Below are 17,967 nucleotides of genomic sequence, written 5' to 3'. Positions count from 1 at the left end.
TATTTAAGGCTATTTGCCTGATTTTATCATTTCCAATAAAAAACCAGTGACCTTAAATGGGGTCACCGGCTTGTTGTCATTCTCTTTTGTTAGGAGGAACATCTCTTTCGTTTTTCTCCATTTTGTGTATTTTCTGGTCTTCTGGAAGCTGTGTGTTCCTTTCCATGGCGCTTGTATCTTCTCCCATCCCTTTTAGGAAAGTAATCAGAAGTGTAACCGCACGATTGACTTCTGGATCTTTTAATGCCTTTACCAGTTCAAAGTAGCTTGTTTTTTCATCCGTTTCTTTATGTTCCGCCACCCTGGCAATACCGGAATTTAATTTTAACAGCAAGGGTTCAAGCTGCTGAACATTAATGGTGCCAAGAGTTCCAACCATGAGAAGCAGGTTTTTGATTGTATTGGTAGCTTCCGGTTTATCCACTGCTTTAACAAGGACATTCAATACTTTATCTCCCTGTCCAAATAAGCCATTTAATAATGAAAGAATTCCCCGATCATGCATATGTCCTACTGCTGTCAGTAGCTCAAGAATGGAATCCTTATTATCTATCAGGGCATTCTCCACTTCTTCCAGGTCCTTTTTGCGTTTATCCTCTGGGCTTAATTCAAAACGCTTGATGTTATTAATCGCTTTAGCCATGCTGCTTTCGCTCCTTTTTCACCATTTCTCCCGGGAAAATATAATCTTTTCTTGCCCATTTCTTTTGCACGTTTACACCTATCTGCGGCTGCGGATTGCCATAGCGGTGATTAATTCTTGGAAGCGGGTTGCTTCCTTCTTCACTCAGGATTTCAAGCTTTACCTTCGTTTCCTTATATGCCGGTGTATCGGTATCCTTGTCGGCATAGCTGCTTGTTAATAAATTTATGGCGGCTTCGCCCCTATCATTCATAGGAAGGTAAACTTCCTTTCCTTTAACCCTATCCGTTATATGGCACTTTACTTTCACATTGCCATATGGCGATGTCAAACGAACAAGTGTACCATCCTTCAACCCTCGTTCTTCGGCTAGTTCAGGTGATACCTCCAGGAAAACTTCCGGTGTTTTCAAGCTGATTCCTTTTGACTTATAGGTCATATTACCTTCATGGAAGTGCTCCAGAAGACGCCCATTATTGACATGAATATCATATTCCATTGGGTATTCAAGAGCAGGAGTCCAATCTACCGGAAAAAGTCTTGCCTTGCCATCCGGAAAAGGAAAGCCTTCCGTATAGAGGAGAGGACTGTCTGTTCCATCTTCAGCCACGGGCCATTGCAGACTATTGTATCCTTCCAATCTATCATAAGTAACTCCTGCGTATAATGGCATAAGTCCAGCTGCCTCGTCCATTACTTCGCTTGGGTGCGTATATGTCCAGCCTGCTCCCAGCCGATTTGCAACTTCAATGATAATCTGCCAATCCGGCTTCGAATCCCCAAGCGGCTCGAACGCCTGGTAAAGACGCTGAATTCTCCTCTCTGTGTTAGTAAATGTTCCTTCCTTTTCCAAACTTGGACTTGCAGGAAGCACCACATCCGCAAACTCAGCTGTACGGGAAAGGAAAATGTCCTGTACCACAAAGAAATCAAGCTTCTCAAAAGCAGCCTGCACATAATTAATATTTGAATCCACAAGTCCCATATCTTCACCCTTCAGATACATCGCTTTCAGCTGGTCTTCATGAATCCCTTCTACCATTTCGTGATTATTCAGTCCGGCCTTTTCCGGAAGCTTTACTCCCCATGCATCTTCAAACTTCTTTCTCACATCAGGGTCTGAAACCTTCTGATACCCAGGCAAATTATCGGGGCTGCTTCCAAAATCACCTGCCCCCTGCACATTGTTGTGGCCCCTTAAAGGATACGCACCTGCACCAGGTTTAGCGTAATTTCCTGTTACAAGAAGCAGATTTGATATGGCTGTACTTGTATCACTGCCTCCAAGATGCTGTGTGACACCCATTGCCCATAAAGCGGAAACACTATTGGCTTCATGAATCATTTTCGCCATTTTGATTAAATTGTCTTTGGAAATCCCGGTCGTTTCTTCTGCAAATTCCAGCGTATATTTCTCCAGGTTTGATACAAATTCTTCAAGTCCATTTACTTTTTCCTGCAGAAACTTCTCATCCGCCCATCCCTGGTCGATAATGTATTTGGTAATGGCAGAAAGCCAGACCATATCCGTACCTGCACGAGGACGCACAAACAGATCAGACCGCTCTGCCATTTCATGTTCCCTTAAGTCAGCCACAATTACTTTTTGGCCGTTAAGCTTCTGGGATCGTTTCACCCTGGTAGAAAGAACCGGATGGGATTCAGACGTATTGGAACCAATAATCAGCACTAATTCAGAGTTTTTAATATCTTCGATTGAACCAGCATCCCCTCCATATCCCACAGTTCGAAATAACCCTACAGTTGCAGGGGTCTGGCAATATCTTGAACAGTTATCGATATTATTTGTCCCTATGACTGCCCTGCCAAGTTTCTGCATTAAATACGATTCCTCATTGGTACATTTAGATGATGTAATAAAGCTCAATGCATCTGGGCCATGCTGTTCTTTAATTTCCGAGAATTTTCGTGTAATCAGTTCCAATGCTTCGTCCCATTCTGCTTCACGGAATGAATCGCCTTCCCTGATTAGCGGCTTCGTTAATCGTTCCTCACTATTCACAAAGTCCCAGCCAAATTTCCCTTTTACACATGTAGAAATTCCATTGGCAGGTGCTTCTGCCTGAGGCTCCACCTTCAGTATTTCACGGCCCTTTGTCCATACATCAAAGCTGCAGCCGACACCGCAATATGTACAGACTGTTTTGGTCTTTTTAATTTTCTCTTCCCGCATAGCTGCTTCCATATCAGATATAGCCAGAATGGACCCATATCCTGTTTCAACATTTTTAGTGATTTCAATCATTGGACGAAGAGTGTCTTTGGCAATTCCAGTCAGAAATCCGGCTTCCCCCTCCATTCCTTTTTCCATCATGGCATTACATGGACAAACCGTAGAACAGTGTCCACAGGATACGCAGGAGGACTCGTTAATGGGCACATCGTTATCCCAGATAACCCTTGGTCTCTCCCGCTCCCAATCAATGGTAAGGGTTTCAGTAACCTGGACGTCCTGACAGGCTTCCACACATCTTCCGCAAAGAATGCACTGATCGGGATCGTATCTGTAAAATGGATGAGATTCATCCTTTTCATAAGGTTTTTGATCAAACGGGATGCTTTGGTGATTGATTTTCATCGCCTTAACCGTATTATGTATTTCACATCCCCCGTTGTTATAATCACAAACCGTACAATACAATTCATGATTAAAGAGAATCTTATCCATGGCAATGGTCTGCGCCTGTTTTACATCAGGATCCACAGTATCAATTACGTCTCCATCTTTAATTTTTGTGGAGCACGAACGTACAAGTTCTCCATTGACAGAAACAATGCAGGTATCACAGGTCTCTATTGCTCCAAGGCTCGGATGGAAGCAAACCTGAGGAATTTCAATCGAACTATCGTTTAATAATTGCAAAACGGTTTGATCCTGCTTTGCCTTCATTTCTATACCATTTATCTTTATATTGAGAGATGCTGGCAACTCAATCATCCTTTCAATGAATCGGTTTCTTAGGTTTTCACTACCCTTGCAAGAAAAAGTTAAACGTTTAGTTAATGATATTGGCAGATAACTCCAGGCATTCTAACAAAAATAGATTTTAATGGACACAAAAAAAACGGCTGTAAATTCAGCCGCCTTTAACACATTTATTTTTCCAGCAATGACAACAAATGATTTCTAAGAATCGCTTTCATTTTTTCTTCATTAAATTGATCTGGTTTCATTACTGCATGGAGGGCGAGGCCATCAATAAGGGCATGCAGACGACCTGCTTCTTCCTCAACTTTCATTTCAGTTCCGGACAGTCCTAATTTAACTAGTCCCTCAATGATGTTTCTGATGCCTGTCTTCATTTCTTCGTATACACGGCTGCTAAGTTCAGAAAGATGCGGGTCTACTAAAGCCTTTATATTAAATGCTATCCAGACTTCCATTTCCAATCGCCGTTCTTCATCTAGAGGAAGTAATTCCCCCAGCACGAGAATCATATTTTCGAAATGATCATCTGTAAAAGCCGCATTCTGAATTCGTGTTTTCACCCTTTCTGATACTAAGTTCATTGAATACGCCAACAGTTCATTTTGATTTGAAAAATAATGGCGCAAAGACCCAGCAGATAGACCTGCTTCCTCCGCAACTTTACGAACAGAAGCACCTTCAATGCCCTCTTTTTTAATCACCCGCCATGCTGCTTTTCCTAAAATATGCTTTTGCTCTTCATGGTTAACTTTTTTTGGCATAATTATATTATACCACCTATTGCTTTTTTAACACAGTTGTATTACAATATTTTTATAGTACAACTGTGTTAAAAAGGGATGTGGAAAATCTGATTGGCTGGCTAATTATCGCATGTGAAATTGGTTTTTGGATTTTTGTTGCTGCAGGTTTAACAGCAAGATATATAGTAAAGAAAAAATCATTAGGTGGTTTCCTTCTGCTTTGTACCCCGCTAATTGATTTAATTCTAATTGCAGCAACGACCATTGATTTGCACAGTGGAACAGAGGCAACCATTTTCCATGGCTTTGCAGCAATTTATATTGGCGTAACCGTAGCCTATGGAAAACCTATGATTCAATGGGCAGACGAAAGATTTGCCTTTAAGTTCGGAAATGGACCAAAACCTGAAAAGCCAGCAAAATACGGCAAAGAACATGCAAGGAGAGAGAGAAACGGATGGTATAGGCATCTTCTCGCATGGATAATTGGTTTGGTTTTATTAATGGCTATGATCCTTTTTATTGACAATCCCCAGCAAACGGAGAGTCTCAAAGGATTAGCAGGAATATGGACATTGGTTCTTGCAATCGATTTTGCCATCAGCTTCAGCTATACTGTTTGGCCGAGAAAAATGAAAGCTGAAAACTCAAAAATAACTCTGTAGTTTCACAAAACCTGCTTCTTGTCAGGTCAAAAGTTTATCATTATAACCGTCCTTTTTTAGGAGATATCAAAAAACAGGAGCCTTCTTCGGGGACTCCTGTTTTTTAATTATTATTGGCTGCCGTTTTTCTGCAGGACTTTCAATCCAGATCCCATATCGGATGCAAGTACATAATTGCGATCTACGAATACACCCCAAATGTTAGATTTGCTTGGAATATAGACACCAATTTCTTCCGGATTCGACGGGTCTGTAATATCAACTGTCCTTACACCCCCTGCATAATGTGAGAGATACAATGTGTTCCCCTGAACCTTTGGATCATGGACCGTCGCTCCTCCAGGAATCTTCTCAGTGAAGTCGGTTCTAAAAGTGCTTAGAAGCTTTGGATCTGTCTTATCTTTGATATCATAAATCATTGTGTAGCCATAGGCACTCTCAAAGCCCTCTCTGGTTGGACCAAATACCTCCCTTGTCTCTATAAGGACATTTCCTCCTTTAGCTAAATCCATCGAATGGGCGGCTCCCTGAACATCATTGGCGAAATCCGTCCTGCCCAGATAAACTGGATTTTTGGCATCGCTAATATCAAGTATGATTGTTCCTAAATCCCAGTACGAAAGGAAAGCTGTTTTCCCAGTTCCATCTGTTTTGACGCTATGAGCAAACGCTGCCCTTTGAATTCCGTCTTCATCAGTCCAATTATATCCATCATAATTATCATCGTTCACTTCAGATATATAATTGCGCGGATTAAATTCATAAATTGTTTCAGGCGTTGAGGGATTAGTAACGTCTACAATATTAACATCCATTTTATCACCATGAGAATACAGATCTGCATAGCAATTTGCAGTCAGCACATAAACATTATTTCCTTGAACGGTTAGGTAAAGTTCATGTGTTCCCCGTGCCCCCGATGTATCTTCCCAAAATCCCAATTCCTTTGGTTCCCGAGGGTTTGTTACATCGTATAATACAAATCCTCCTTTTGCATTTGGGTTGGTTCGATCTACCTTTTGAACGCTGACTGCAGCCAAATCACCTTTAAAGTGCTTCGTATTAACAGTTTTTACAATTACTTTTTCCTGCCATGTCCCTGGGATATGAGCAAATGACGACACTTCTACTGGATTTGAAGGCTTTTTCATATCAAATACACGCACTCCGCCTTCACCCCCATTTTTGGTATGTGTGCCTACATAGGCAAAGCCTTTATGCGCATAAACATCACCCGATGAATTTTGTACTCCCTCTTTTACTTCTTTTAGTGGAACAGACGCTACTTCTTGAAGATTACCTGTATTTTTGCTGCCATCAAGCAATGGAACAGCTAATTCAACACCTGCCAGACTATCACCTTTTTCAATACCTCCGCTGAATTCATCATGTGCAAATGCTGTTGGGCCACCAGCGGATAGGACAAGAGCTCCGGCTAAAGCAGTTTTAATTAAGATTTTCTTCTTCAAATTTATTCCCCCTAATATAATTTAGCTATGTAGTCGGTACGCTAAGTTTAAGTGTCCCGAAATACTGCATTTTTTATATTAAAGAAAATTCAGAATTTTTAATATCAGAAAATTTTCCTATATTTTCTACAATATATGACTGATTCTCTTCCATCCTATATAACTAGTGAACATAATGGAATATGATATTTACACTAATTTGACCAGTCTTTGCGTATTTCTTTTGCCCCCCCCAAAAAAAGAAAACACCTTCCAATGGAAGATGCCTGAATAAATTTATCTCCTGCTTTTCAGCTTTCTTTTTACAGCCGGAACAACATATTTTTTCACTAATGAAGCACCGTTTTTTACAATGAATGCTTTTATTAATCTTTTCAATGCCATGAAAGGATCCCTCTTTTCGGTTTGAACATTACTTTATATTCTTTACCTTTTTAGTATGTCCGTTAAACATTGAATGCAAAAAAGCCCTTGAGGCAAGGGCTTTCTGCTGATTATAAAGGAAGCAGGGATATTTTCTCTTTTTCTTTCAGCTGTTCAATCATTCCATACCACTCCTGCGGTTTAGCCGATAGAACAGCGTAATATTCTGAAAGGAAATTAATAACCAAGCCAGAAGGAATCTCTGTGATTTCTTCATCTGCTGGCATGAAGCAAAAATCAAGTCCCTTAACTGCTTCCCCATCATTTTTCCAAGAAGGATGAAGATATGGGAAATCAAGCTTCTTATAGCCCATATGAGACAAAACCTCCCGGCGGACGAATGGGTTCATTGGCTTGGCACCGCCAAATTCATGGTCTTCAATTCCATAAGGATCATAAATTTCTGCAAACATGCCAAATAGCTCTTTACCGTTTTGGCCGGCAAGCTCGTCAAGATCCTTGGATCGATTTCGTGCAAGGAAACGGCCAAGGCTTAGGCCCTGATGGCCAATGATGGTAAAATCAGTCATGGCAATATTCCATTGCGGATAGTAGCGATATTCGGTAGCACCGACCACATCACCTTCATGAACAGCCGCAAACACACGAATTCCAGAATCTTCAAGAGGTTCCTTCCACAATTCAAACTCAAGTACTTCTTCAGGAGGAAAGACTTCTTTCATCAACTCATGCATTTTAACAAAAAGAGGATCATGAATACTCGTAATTCTGATATATTCCAATGTACTATCTCCTTTGCCGCTTATACCTTAAATGGATTGTTCCACTCCATTAAGGCACCGTAATTAAGTGACTCCTCATCTTCTAAATAATTTTCTGCAACAGTAAGCGGAGTTCGGCCGCACCTCAGCAAAAATGTGATAACCGGATCTTTCTTCTTCCCATCGATCAATTGCTGAAGATATTCCTGGGCAGTCAATTCATGGGCGAATTTATGGTAGCCAGGCATCCGCCCCCCTCCAAGCAAGCGATCGAGACCTAATCTAATGACAACCTGATACATAGCCTGCATCATTAATTTGCCCAGCCCAAGTTTTCGGAACTTGGGTCGGACACTTATACCAACAATATATAATGTTTTGCCTTGAGGATTATGATTGCGAATATAGCCGCTGTCGGTTATTTCTTCCCATGTATGCTCCGGGTGGGAAGGATCAAAATCAACAATCAGCCCAGTTAAAGACCCTGCTAATATTCCTTCAATCTCGATGCAAAGTGCACCATCCTGAAAGAGCTCCACATGGTTAGTTAATTGCTCCTTATTCCACCATAAATCCGAAGGAAAAGGGGGCGGAAAGCATTCAGCCTGAATGTCAATTAATTGATCAAAATCCGCTTTAGTATAATTCCTGATTACAGCAGGCACCGGCTTATCCCCATCAAACACATAAAATTCGCTTCTATATGCCATTTTTCATCCTTCGATATTTTCTTTTTCCCAGTCGACATACAAATCCGTTCTGCGGTCGCGCCAAGTCGTAACAGAGCCGCGTTCTCGGACTTCATATAAAAGGCTAAGGTCAAGGTCGGCAGTCACAATCATATCGTCATTCAACTCGCCTTCCACCATAATCCCTTTTGGCGGAAATGGAATATCATTCGGTGTAATGACAGCTGCCTGGCCGAAATTGGCACGCATAAAGTCGACAGTAGGCAGGGAACCAATTGTTCCTGTGACCACAACATATACCTGATTCTCAATAGCTCTTGCATGGCTTGTATAGCGGACACGGTGGAAACCATGCCGGTCGTCCGTACAGGAAGGACAGAAAATAACATCTGCTCCTTTTGCTTTTGCCATACGGACGATTTCCGGAAACTCAATATCATAGCATGTCAGGATTGCTATTCTGCCTTTATCTGTATCAAATACACGGAGGCCTTCGCCAGGTGACATATTCCACTCATGGACTTCAGTAGGAGTGATATGCAGTTTAGCCTGCTCTTCAATCCGCCCATCCGGATAAAATAAATGAGCCACATTATAAAGGCGGCCATCTCTGTTAATAACGTGTGTACCGCCAATAATATGCATTTTTGTATCTTTAGCAAAATTGGAAAATAGCATTTTATACTGTTCTGTAAAACCAGGCAATTCATTTATCGTCAGACTTGTTCCCTGCTCGCTTCCAATGGACAAAAGCTGTGTGGTAAAAAATTCAGGAAATAAGACAAACTCCGATCCGAACTCCTGTGCAGTTTTAATGTAATGCTCACATTGCCCGGCAAACTCTTCAAACGAACGAATGGTGTGCAGATGATACTGCACAGCAGATACACGAATTTTCAATGTAATCCCCCTCATCAGAAAATGTATAGATGAGTATCACTCTATCTTTTAAAAATTATCAATGATTTTCCTGCATAGCACAATACTTTTTTAATCGGAATACGAAATTTTTTAATTAACACTATTTTATTTTACAAACCAGACTTTTTGAATTTTATCTTCTTCAATTTCATACATTGCTATTGCATAAATAGACTGACCGTTTGCCCTTCCAGTAACATATTCATAATCAATAACTATATTTCCTTTTGCCATTCTGGAAATCAGCTCAGCATGCTGATTTGGATTGTTTTTAAAAAGCTGGCTGTACCTCTCCCTCATTTTTTCTTTTCCTTTATACATAACCTCGTCCCCAGGGAATGTCATAACTGTTACATCATCACTATATACTGCTAAAAATTCATCAATGTTCTGCCGGTTATAAGCATCAAGCTGCTGCTGAGCAATCCTTCCTGTTTTTTCTTCCAATTGGGACACCATCTTTCCATCGTTTTTCTTTCTATCCTAAGGTTTTATAGCATGCCGGTCTAGTTTTGTGCCATAAAAAAAGCATTACCCGTAAAAGTAATGCCTTAAGTCTCTATTTTAATAATTTGCTTAATCCTGATATAAGCCCAATACCTTTTTTAAAATCATTGTTTGCTGCATTAAGTACTTTTAAATATAGGCTTAAAAGGGAAGCGTTTTGTTTCTTTAATTCAGCTACCTCTTTTCGAGTTGTTTTTAATTCGGATCTTATTGCCTCCATTTCTTTTTGCAAGGAAACAAGTTCTCTATTTTCGATGTCTGGAATCTCTTCGATAGCTGCTCCATCTTTATCTTCAGGCGGCTTTTGAGAGATTTCCCCGACCAGTCCCATTAGGGAATCATCCTTCAATATCTTATTGGCCATTTTAAATAAAGATCCGAAATTGATATTATTTTCATCCTTCAGTAAATTTGCTGCCAGTTTTTCTACAGCCTCGGAATTATACCGATTCTTATTGCTTGCCGGTTTTTCAGATGAATTCTGCTGTTCTGGTTTATTTTCCTCCATTTTTATCCCGTCCTTCTTCGTTTTCACTCACTATTCTATGAAACTGCAGTATATTTGGAATGGACAAACATACAGGATTAAAAGATTTTATTTTTTCATACGAAAAACCCTGGAAATATACCAGGGTTTCTGTAATTTTTCTTTAAGCGTCATTTGCAGAGCATCCCAAAAGGCTGCAAATTGCCTCCACGATGGCACCTTCTGCTGAAGGTACAAGAATGCTTGCCAAAAGTAATACAACGGCTAAAAGAATGACAATTAACACCGTTAATGGTTCTACCATGATGATATCCCCCCTTTAAAGTCATTTAGCAAGGGAACCCTTACGTAGACATGTTATGTTTAAAATTTGGACATGCTTAAACTACTATCCTATACTGAGAAAAAAGGGCGCTTGTCCATGGGGGATAACACTTAAATTTGAAAAAATGTCCATCCTATAAATTTAATTTTTTACTGTAAAGCTATTAAAATTATGATTTGCAGAGATCATTAAAACTTAATTACTATATGAGAAAGCATATATTTCATCAGTATCTAAGGGAATTGAGGCACCCTTGTAAAACTATATGTAACAAAAGCTGGCCCCCGTGACAGCGAGCCAGCTTTTCATTTACTTCTTTTTCAATTCATTTGCCAGAAATTCAACATCCGTTCCAACAATAACCTGCAGACTGGTTTTGCTGAGCTTTATTACCCCTTTTGCCCCCAGCTGTTTTAAACGCCCTTCATCAACCATAGCTATATCTTTCACCTTTAAACGAAGGCGGGTTACACAATTATCGATTTCTTCAAGATTTTCTCTGCCGCCCAGAGCCTCCAGATAAGCATCTGCAGCTTCAGCATAGTTGCCTTTTAGAGCGGAATTCCCTTCAAATTCACCTGCAATTTCATCTTCCCTTCCCGGCGTTTTTAAATCCAGTTTCTTAATGAGGAAATAGAAAACCACAAAATACAGAAGGCCATAAAGGAGACCTATTCCCGCAAGCAGCACTGGCTTCTGGGCAATGCCGAAGTTTAGAAAATAATCCAGGGCACCTGCTGAAAACCCGAACCCATGATGAATATCCAACAAATAGGAGATGGACATAGCCAAACCTGTTAAAATAGCATGAATAAAATATAGTACCGGTGATAAGAACATAAATAAGAATTCTATCGGCTCTGTAATACCGGTCAGGAAGGAAGTAAATGCGAGGCCTGCCATCGCCCCTGCCACCGCTTTCCTTCTTTCCTTTTTAGCAGCTGCAACCATGGCAAAAGCAGCGCCCGGCAGACCAAACATCATGATCGGGAAGAATCCAGTCATGAAAATCCCTGCAGATGGATCTTTTGCAATGAATCGCCATAAGTCTCCTTTAATGACATCCCCGGCTGCATTAGTAAACTCACCAAACTCAAACCAGACAAGCGTGTTCAATATATGATGGAGCCCAACCGGAATTAATAATCGGTTGAGGAATCCGAAGACTCCAACACCCGCGGCACCTGCACCAATAATCCAATCGCCCACACTGTTAATGCCTGCCTGGACCGGCGGCCACACATACCCGAACAAAAATGCAATGACAATCATAACAAGTGATGTGATAATGGGCACGAACCGTTTTCCTCCAAAGAAACCAAGCCATTCCGGCAGCCTAATATCATGATATTTATTGTATAATAGCCCTGCAATAATACCGGAAATGATTCCCCCAAAAACACCCATATTGACCGTTTCGTTTATCGCCGCGGCACCTTCAGTCAGCACAAAATAACCCACTGCACCGGCTAGGGCAGCGGCCCCGCTGCCATCCTTAGAAAAACCGATGGCAATCCCGATGGCAAACAATAGAGCCAAATGTCCAAACACAGCATTCCCGGCTGCAGATATAAACGGAATGCCTAAAAGGTCATCCTGTCCCAGCCTAAGCAAAAGTGCAGCAGCAGGCATGACTGCAATCGGCAGCATTAAAGACTTGCCAATCTTTTGTAAAAACCCCAACATTTTTACACACCTCTTTCTGCATGGATTATTACATAATATGAACAGGCTTTATAATTCAGTACCAGACACCATCAGTATTATGCCGACCCGCCATATAATAAAAAAAGAACCTGGGGCATTTTGCCGCCAAGTTCTTTCCTGCGAGTTTAATAGAGTAAATATTCTTCACGTGTCTTATTGAATTGTTTTAATTCTTTCTGCCATTTGGAGGAGATTTCTTCAACTGGCTTCCCTTCCTCAATGTCTTCACGGACCCAGCCATTGCCCATCAGATTGTCAAAGAATGAAATTCCTGCACTGTTTTCGGCACGGAATTCGAAGTCTTCCGGATACATATCATGGATCGCCTTCACGATATGAAGTCCGGTCTCGACAGGCTTGAATGCATCGCGATGTGTAACATGAATTTGAATCCCATGTGAAAGCTTTCCTGCATGCTTAGAGAAGCTTGGTGTAAACGAAGCAGCTCTGAAGGTTACCCCCGGAAGATTAAGACTGTTCAAATGTCCAGCCAAATCATCAGCGTTGATAAATGGAGCACCAATTAATTCAAACGGCTTCGTTGTTCCGCGTCCCTCAGAAACATTCGTCCCTTCAATCAATGCAGCTCCCGGATATACTAAAGCAGTTTCTAAAGTGGGCATATTAGGGGACGGCATGACAAACGGAAGGCTGGTGTCATCATAATACATTTCCCGCTTCCAGCCATTCATTTTGACAACAGTTAACTCTGCACCAATTTCGAACTCTTCATTGAATAATTCGGCCAGTTCACCTACTGTCATCCCATGCCGGAGCGGGATCGAATAATTCCCCACAAATGAGGAATACTTCATATCAAGCACAGGTCCTTCAACCTTTGTTCCACCTTGGGGATTTGGCCTGTCCAGCACGATTAAAGGAATATTGTTTTCTTTTGCTGCTTCCATTGCATATGCCATTGTATAAATATACGTGTAGAAACGTGTTCCTACATCCTGGATATCAAACAGGAGCACATCGATATTTTCCAGCATTTCAGGTGTAGGCTTCTTGGTTTTTCCGTATAAGCTGTAAACAGGAAGCCCTGTCTTTTCATCGATATAATACTCAACATATTCTCCCGCCTGTGCACTTCCGCGGACTCCATGTTCCGGGCCATATAAAGCTGTTAACTCCACATCGGGATCATTGTGCAGAATATCGACAATGCTGTTTAAATTCTGGTCTACCCCAGTCGGGTTTGTGATTAAGCCCACTCTTTTCCCCTCTATGAGATCCTTCTTATCATTTAAAAGAACTTCAACTCCAAGCTCGAATTTCTTTTTCTTGCCTTTTCCTTTGCCATTGCCGTTATCTGCAAGCACAACAGTTAAAGAAGAGAGTACGAGAATCATTGTCAAAAACCCCATAAACCATTTCTTCATATATTTTTCCCTCCTTGATCAGAAAAGCGGAAGCTCCTTGCCCATCCCCTACATCTTGGTGGGGAAGGGGGTGGAGCTAGAAAGTTTCTAAAATTCCAACGATAAAAATTCTACTAATATTAAGAATGAAGGCACAGGCAAAACCCTAGGCTGCCTGTACCCCTTCCTATTTAAAAATAGCAGTGTGCCTAATAGCTCAATCCATGGCCAAATTCAAATAAAACACTGCCATCTGGACCCGGAATTGTTACAGGCAATTTACCTGAAGGATTAACCTGGCCAAAAACAACACCTGCAGATGCATCAAAGCTTGCCGTCCTGAATCCGTATTGCGCAATGTAGGCATCAACTTCCGGATAAGCCATGATGTCATATGGGTTACGGATGCCAACCGAAATGACTGGAGCTTCTGACTCAGCAATGATGGAATTAACCATTTTCATCTGAGCGCTGTCCGGTGAGCGGCCTGATACATTAAACGTATAGGAGCCCACAATAACAGCACTGGCATTCCTGATTAGCTCCTTCTGCTCTTCCGTTAATGCATAGCTTGAGGTTTGGATGACCGTTGTGTTTGCATGAAACTTGCTGATTGCGTTCTTTAAGTCTGCAATATACGTATTGCCGACAACGACTATATTATCTTCAGGAGATAATTGCAGCGGCAGTGCATCTCTTTCATTTTTAACCAATGTGACTGAACGTTCAGCTGCTTCTTTTTCTATTTGTTTATGTTCTTCTGATCCAACAATCTGAAGTGCGTTTGCAATTTTTTCATCGATCGGCTGTGGTGTCTCTTCTTTAATAATTCCTCGCTTTATTTTCAAAGTTAAAATTCGTTCAACTGATGATTCAATGCGTTTTTCTGATATTTCTCCATTCTCCACAGCATTCACTAGCCCTTCTGCAACTTCTTGAAGCCCAACAGGCATTAGCACAATATCTGTTCCAGCTTTTACTGCTCGAATGGCCGCGTCAACTGGTCCAAAATGTTCGGCAATGGCATTCATATTCATCGCGTCTGTTGTAATAACACCATCATAGCCCATTTCTTCCCTCATAAGTTCTGTCAGCACTTTATGGGAAAGAGTGGCCGGAACTGCAATTTCCTCACCAGTTTTTTTCGAGATTGCTTTTGTATCATCAATCTTAGGGAAGGTAACATGTGCTGTCATGATCGCATCAATCCCTGCTTCCATTCCCTTTTGGAAAGGATACAATTCAACTTCTTTTAGACGTTCTTTGTCATGTGGTACTTCAGGCAATCCAAGATGGGAGTCTACTGCTGTATCTCCATGTCCGGGAAAGTGCTTTGCTGTAGCGGCAACACCTGCTGATTGCAATCCTTCGGTATAAGCAACACCCATGTCAGCGACAAGCTGCGGGTCCTCACCAAATGAACGAACGCCAATTACCGGATTGTCGGGATTATTATTTACATCCATAACAGGTGCAAAGTTCATATTTATGCCAAGTGATGCCAGTTCCTTTCCAATCGCCTTGCCGACCTTTCGGGAAATTTCTTCAGAACGGGCAGCTCCTAACGCCATATTGCCAGGCATGTCTGTTCCTGATTGAAGACGTGTTACAATTCCGCCTTCCTGGTCAATCGTCATTAATAAGCCGAATTTATCTGCAGCTTTCTGATAGTCGGAAACCAGTGTGGCTGTCTGTTCTGTTGTCACCACATTTTCACGGAATAATATGACCCCGCCAAGATGATAATCTTTTACCAGCTTCTCAATTTCCGGCAGCATTTCAGTGACATTTTTCCCCTTCCAGGTGCGGAAATCAGGCATCAGCATCTGGCCGACCTTTTCTTCAATAGACATGTTTTTCACTGCTCGGCTAATGAGATCATACCGTTTCCCATGCTCCTTAATGATTTTCACTTTAAAAGCTGGCTTGCCCTTGCTGTGCTTTTTGCCGTCAGGTTTTATTTGAAGTGCAATACGGTCCTTATATACTCCGTCCGTTACACTGATGAAGGTTTTTCCTGGCTTCCCCATTAAGGTGATATTCCCCGCCTGATCAACTGCTGCAACATTTTTATTTGAAGATTTCCATTTCACACCATCTGAAATTCCCATGAAATGTCCTTCTTTATAGACATGAAGCGCCTTTAATTGAAATGCTTCTCCACTAATTTCCGTACTGACATCAGGCACATTCTGAAGGATGATTAAATCCTTTGCTGCACTTTCTGCAGAGGCTTGTTTCAAGGTTCCTCCGATCCATAACTGCGAAACGGCAAGTGTAATTGCGAGAAGGGAAATGAACATTATTTTACGGGCTTTAACCATTTCTTCCACCGTCCTTACTGCATTTATTTCATATGCTCTTAAGCTTACTTTTCACTAAAAAATCGAATGCTAGTAATTTCTTTTTTTCCACCCGTTTCCTGAGAAGGCAGGCGTCACTTTTTTGCCATCTGAAAGTCTGAGTTTTACATTATCAACATACCAGCCTCTGCCATTTACTGTACTGTCTGTCTGGTATCGGAATCGAATGTGGGAGGTTCCTTCAGGAATCGTTAGTTTTTCGTTTTTCCAATCGATGCTGCTGCCTGTTAATGGCTGTGCCGCCTGTGTCCAATTGACGCCATCCTCTGATACCTCTACAAAGGCCATATCCGCATTGGTTTCAGTTCTGTACCAGGTATCAAACGACAGGACCGCCTCTTCATTGAGATCCACTTTAGCCGTTAAATTGTGCTGAATTTTATCTCCATATCCTGAGAACCAGGCATCTCCTTTTCCAGGGATTGCAACAGGAATGGAATCTGCTACCTGTCTTGCAAATGCTCGCCTTGCAATATTCGTTGTAACAGTATTTCTTGATGGATGGACGCGATTTGTTAAGAGAATAGCAATCGTGCCATTATTCCGGTTTATTACAATAGATGTACCAGTGTACCCTGTATGCCCAAGCGAAGTTCCCTCTGATAAGGCATCCATGAACCATCCCTGACCAAGCTCCCAGCCAAGGCCATGATCATTTCCAGGAAATTGAGGAATCTGGTTTTGAATCAGCATTTTCACTGTCTCTTCCTTTAAAATCCGCTTGCCGCCATAACGCCCGTCATTCACATACATATGGGCAAGTTTAGCAAGATCGGATGCAGTGGAAAAGACACCTGCATGTCCGGCAACGCCATTAAGGGACCAGGCATTTTCATCATGAACCTCCCCCCAGACAAGGCCCCTGCCGATAGCAGGCTGGTATTCCGTTGCCGCAATCCGGTGTTTCAAAGATTCAGGAGGATTATACATCGTATCCTTCATACCGAGGGGTTTGGTTATGCGTTTTTTCACAAACTCATCCAGGCTTTGTCCTGACAGGCGTTCGATTATTGCGCCGAGGGTAATCATATTCAAATCGCTGTATGTATACGCTTCACCCGGTTCATTGGCCAATGGATGTTTAAAAACGATTTGCATCCGATCGTCTCTGCTGCTCCCTTGTGAATATAAAGGAATCCATGCAGTAAATCCTGAAGTATGTGTCATCAGCTGGCGAATCGTTACATTTTCCTTGCCGTTTTCAGCAAACTCGGGGATATATTTCGCAACCGGATCATCCAGTTGAAAGCGGCCATCATCATACAATATCATCGCAGCAGTAGTTGTGAAAATTTTACTGATTGAAGCCAGATCAAAGATTGTATCTTCCGTCATTTCAATCGGATTCTGCGCTTCAGTAAATTTATCATCCGTATAACGGTAGGAATATCCGTATGCGTCTTGTTTGACAATATGGCCCCGCCTTGCGACAAAAGTGACAGCACCAGGCATGACTCCTTCTGAAATCATACCTTCCATCAGCGGATCGATTTCATTGAGCGGCTGCTGAACCATTCCAGCTCCCGCCGCTGAACCTGGATGAAGAATAGGAGAAATCGGCCCAGGGCGATCCCATGAAAAAATCGGATGACTTTTGTATTTCACCTCTTTATGATCCTTCCTTTCCATTGTTGGCTTAACTCCTTCCGCGCTTTGCGCAGATGCCGGATATGCTGCCGGAATAAAGAGTGATGTGCTAAGTGCTGCTGATAGCGCAATAAGCTTGGTTTTATGTTTCATACTGCCTCCTTTAATTTTATGAACTTTCATCAGCCAATAACCTCCTTTATGTTTGAAAGGGTTTACATACTGTAAGATTAATAGAGTTAGAGTATAGTTGTCTATACCACATAAGTCCTGTTCTAGTTAAAAACTTCCATATATTTAATTAAAACGATAGTTCTTTTTGACTATTCTGAAAATTATGCATTTCATTGATTGACTCCATGATTTGTTTGCAGATTTCCCAAATTTCATTTGTAAAAATGA

General features: G+C 41.5%; 15 protein-coding genes. 1 reads left to right on the top strand and 14 read right to left on the bottom strand.

Going from position 1 to position 17,967, the window contains the following annotated elements; translation table 11 throughout:
- Positions 1-76: 76 nt before the first annotated feature.
- The 3 genes from MKY20_RS12980 to MKY20_RS12970 form a co-directional block, all read right to left on the bottom strand.
- The gene (locus MKY20_RS12980; protein ID WP_217025493.1) at positions 77-643 is read right to left on the bottom strand and encodes a DUF1641 domain-containing protein; all 567 of its coding nucleotides are present in this window, start codon (positions 641-643) and stop codon (positions 77-79) included.
- Positions 636-3,602, bottom strand: coding sequence for a formate dehydrogenase subunit alpha (gene fdhF / locus MKY20_RS12975; RefSeq protein ID WP_341001345.1), 2,967 nt, complete (start codon positions 3,600-3,602; stop codon positions 636-638). Before fdhF ends, MKY20_RS12980 begins: the two co-directional genes overlap by 8 nt.
- 158 nt (positions 3,603-3,760) lie before the next feature.
- Complete coding sequence (locus tag MKY20_RS12970; protein ID WP_251174990.1) at positions 3,761-4,354, bottom strand: TetR/AcrR family transcriptional regulator; 594 nt, start codon at positions 4,352-4,354, stop codon at positions 3,761-3,763.
- Positions 4,355-4,443: 89 nt separating this feature from the next.
- Between MKY20_RS12970 and MKY20_RS12965 the strand changes: the two genes are divergently transcribed.
- The gene (locus MKY20_RS12965; RefSeq protein ID WP_026041657.1) at positions 4,444-5,001 is read left to right on the top strand and encodes a membrane protein; all 558 of its coding nucleotides are present in this window, start codon (positions 4,444-4,446) and stop codon (positions 4,999-5,001) included.
- Between the two features lie 110 nt (positions 5,002-5,111).
- On the opposite strand, the gene MKY20_RS12960 is transcribed toward MKY20_RS12965, so the two are convergent.
- From MKY20_RS12960 to MKY20_RS12910, 11 genes are all read right to left on the bottom strand, one after another.
- A complete protein-coding gene (locus tag MKY20_RS12960; RefSeq protein WP_019381195.1) occupies positions 5,112-6,470 on the bottom strand; it encodes an LVIVD repeat-containing protein in 1,359 nt (452 codons plus the stop codon).
- 494 nt (positions 6,471-6,964) lie between these two features.
- Complete coding sequence (locus tag MKY20_RS12955; protein ID WP_252245183.1) at positions 6,965-7,636, bottom strand: GNAT family N-acetyltransferase; 672 nt, start codon at positions 7,634-7,636, stop codon at positions 6,965-6,967.
- A gap of 20 nt (positions 7,637-7,656) precedes the next feature.
- On the bottom strand, positions 7,657-8,325 hold the full coding sequence (locus MKY20_RS12950; RefSeq protein ID WP_341001339.1) for a GNAT family N-acetyltransferase: 669 nt from the start codon (positions 8,323-8,325) through the stop codon (positions 7,657-7,659).
- Positions 8,326-8,328: 3 nt separating this feature from the next.
- Positions 8,329-9,204, bottom strand: coding sequence for a carbon-nitrogen hydrolase family protein (locus MKY20_RS12945; RefSeq protein ID WP_009333526.1), 876 nt, complete (start codon positions 9,202-9,204; stop codon positions 8,329-8,331).
- Positions 9,205-9,330: 126 nt separating this feature from the next.
- Positions 9,331-9,681, bottom strand: coding sequence for a nuclear transport factor 2 family protein (locus tag MKY20_RS12940; RefSeq protein ID WP_226280783.1), 351 nt, complete (start codon positions 9,679-9,681; stop codon positions 9,331-9,333).
- A 103-nt stretch (positions 9,682-9,784) separates the two neighbouring features.
- Positions 9,785-10,240: a hypothetical protein gene (locus MKY20_RS12935; protein WP_019381192.1), complete on the bottom strand. Its 456-nt coding sequence runs from the start codon at positions 10,238-10,240 to the stop codon at positions 9,785-9,787.
- A 142-nt stretch (positions 10,241-10,382) separates the two neighbouring features.
- Positions 10,383-10,523: a hypothetical protein gene (locus MKY20_RS12930; protein WP_019381191.1), complete on the bottom strand. Its 141-nt coding sequence runs from the start codon at positions 10,521-10,523 to the stop codon at positions 10,383-10,385.
- A 330-nt stretch (positions 10,524-10,853) separates the two neighbouring features.
- Positions 10,854-12,230 (bottom strand): N-acetylglucosamine-specific PTS transporter subunit IIBC, encoded by a 1,377-nt coding sequence (nagE, locus tag MKY20_RS12925; protein ID WP_251174993.1) that lies wholly within the window; start codon positions 12,228-12,230, stop codon positions 10,854-10,856.
- 146 nt (positions 12,231-12,376) lie between these two features.
- Positions 12,377-13,636: an exo-beta-N-acetylmuramidase NamZ family protein gene (locus MKY20_RS12920; protein ID WP_251174994.1), complete on the bottom strand. Its 1,260-nt coding sequence runs from the start codon at positions 13,634-13,636 to the stop codon at positions 12,377-12,379.
- 188 nt (positions 13,637-13,824) lie between these two features.
- Positions 13,825-15,939: a glycoside hydrolase family 3 protein gene (locus MKY20_RS12915; protein WP_251174995.1), complete on the bottom strand. Its 2,115-nt coding sequence runs from the start codon at positions 15,937-15,939 to the stop codon at positions 13,825-13,827.
- A gap of 69 nt (positions 15,940-16,008) precedes the next feature.
- A complete protein-coding gene (locus tag MKY20_RS12910; protein ID WP_251174996.1) occupies positions 16,009-17,748 on the bottom strand; it encodes a serine hydrolase in 1,740 nt (579 codons plus the stop codon).
- Between the last annotated feature and the right edge of the window lie 219 nt (positions 17,749-17,967).

The sequence above is a fragment of the Cytobacillus sp. FSL W8-0315 genome, assembly GCF_038002905.1.
Taxonomy (GTDB): Bacteria; Bacillota; Bacilli; order Bacillales; family Cytobacillaceae; genus Cytobacillus; species Cytobacillus pseudoceanisediminis.
The sequence above is the reverse complement of the archived record's forward strand: the minus strand, read 5'-3'. Positions and strand labels throughout refer to the sequence as shown.

Coding starts and splice junctions, on each gene's coding strand:
- MKY20_RS12930 (WP_019381191.1), bottom strand. CDS start 10,523: ATGGTAGAACCATTAACGGTGTTAATTGTCATTCTTTTAGCCGTTGTA.
- MKY20_RS12980 (WP_217025493.1), bottom strand. CDS start 643: ATGGCTAAAGCGATTAATAACATCAAGCGTTTTGAATTAAGCCCAGAG.
- fdhF (WP_341001345.1), bottom strand. CDS start 3,602: ATGATTGAGTTGCCAGCATCTCTCAATATAAAGATAAATGGTATAGAA.
- MKY20_RS12950 (WP_341001339.1), bottom strand. CDS start 8,325: ATGGCATATAGAAGCGAATTTTATGTGTTTGATGGGGATAAGCCGGTG.
- MKY20_RS12910 (WP_251174996.1), bottom strand. CDS start 17,748: ATGAAAGTTCATAAAATTAAAGGAGGCAGTATGAAACATAAAACCAAG.
- MKY20_RS12920 (WP_251174994.1), bottom strand. CDS start 13,636: ATGAAGAAATGGTTTATGGGGTTTTTGACAATGATTCTCGTACTCTCT.
- MKY20_RS12915 (WP_251174995.1), bottom strand. CDS start 15,939: ATGGTTAAAGCCCGTAAAATAATGTTCATTTCCCTTCTCGCAATTACA.
- nagE (WP_251174993.1), bottom strand. CDS start 12,230: ATGTTGGGGTTTTTACAAAAGATTGGCAAGTCTTTAATGCTGCCGATT.
- MKY20_RS12970 (WP_251174990.1), bottom strand. CDS start 4,354: ATGCCAAAAAAAGTTAACCATGAAGAGCAAAAGCATATTTTAGGAAAA.
- MKY20_RS12935 (WP_019381192.1), bottom strand. CDS start 10,240: ATGGAGGAAAATAAACCAGAACAGCAGAATTCATCTGAAAAACCGGCA.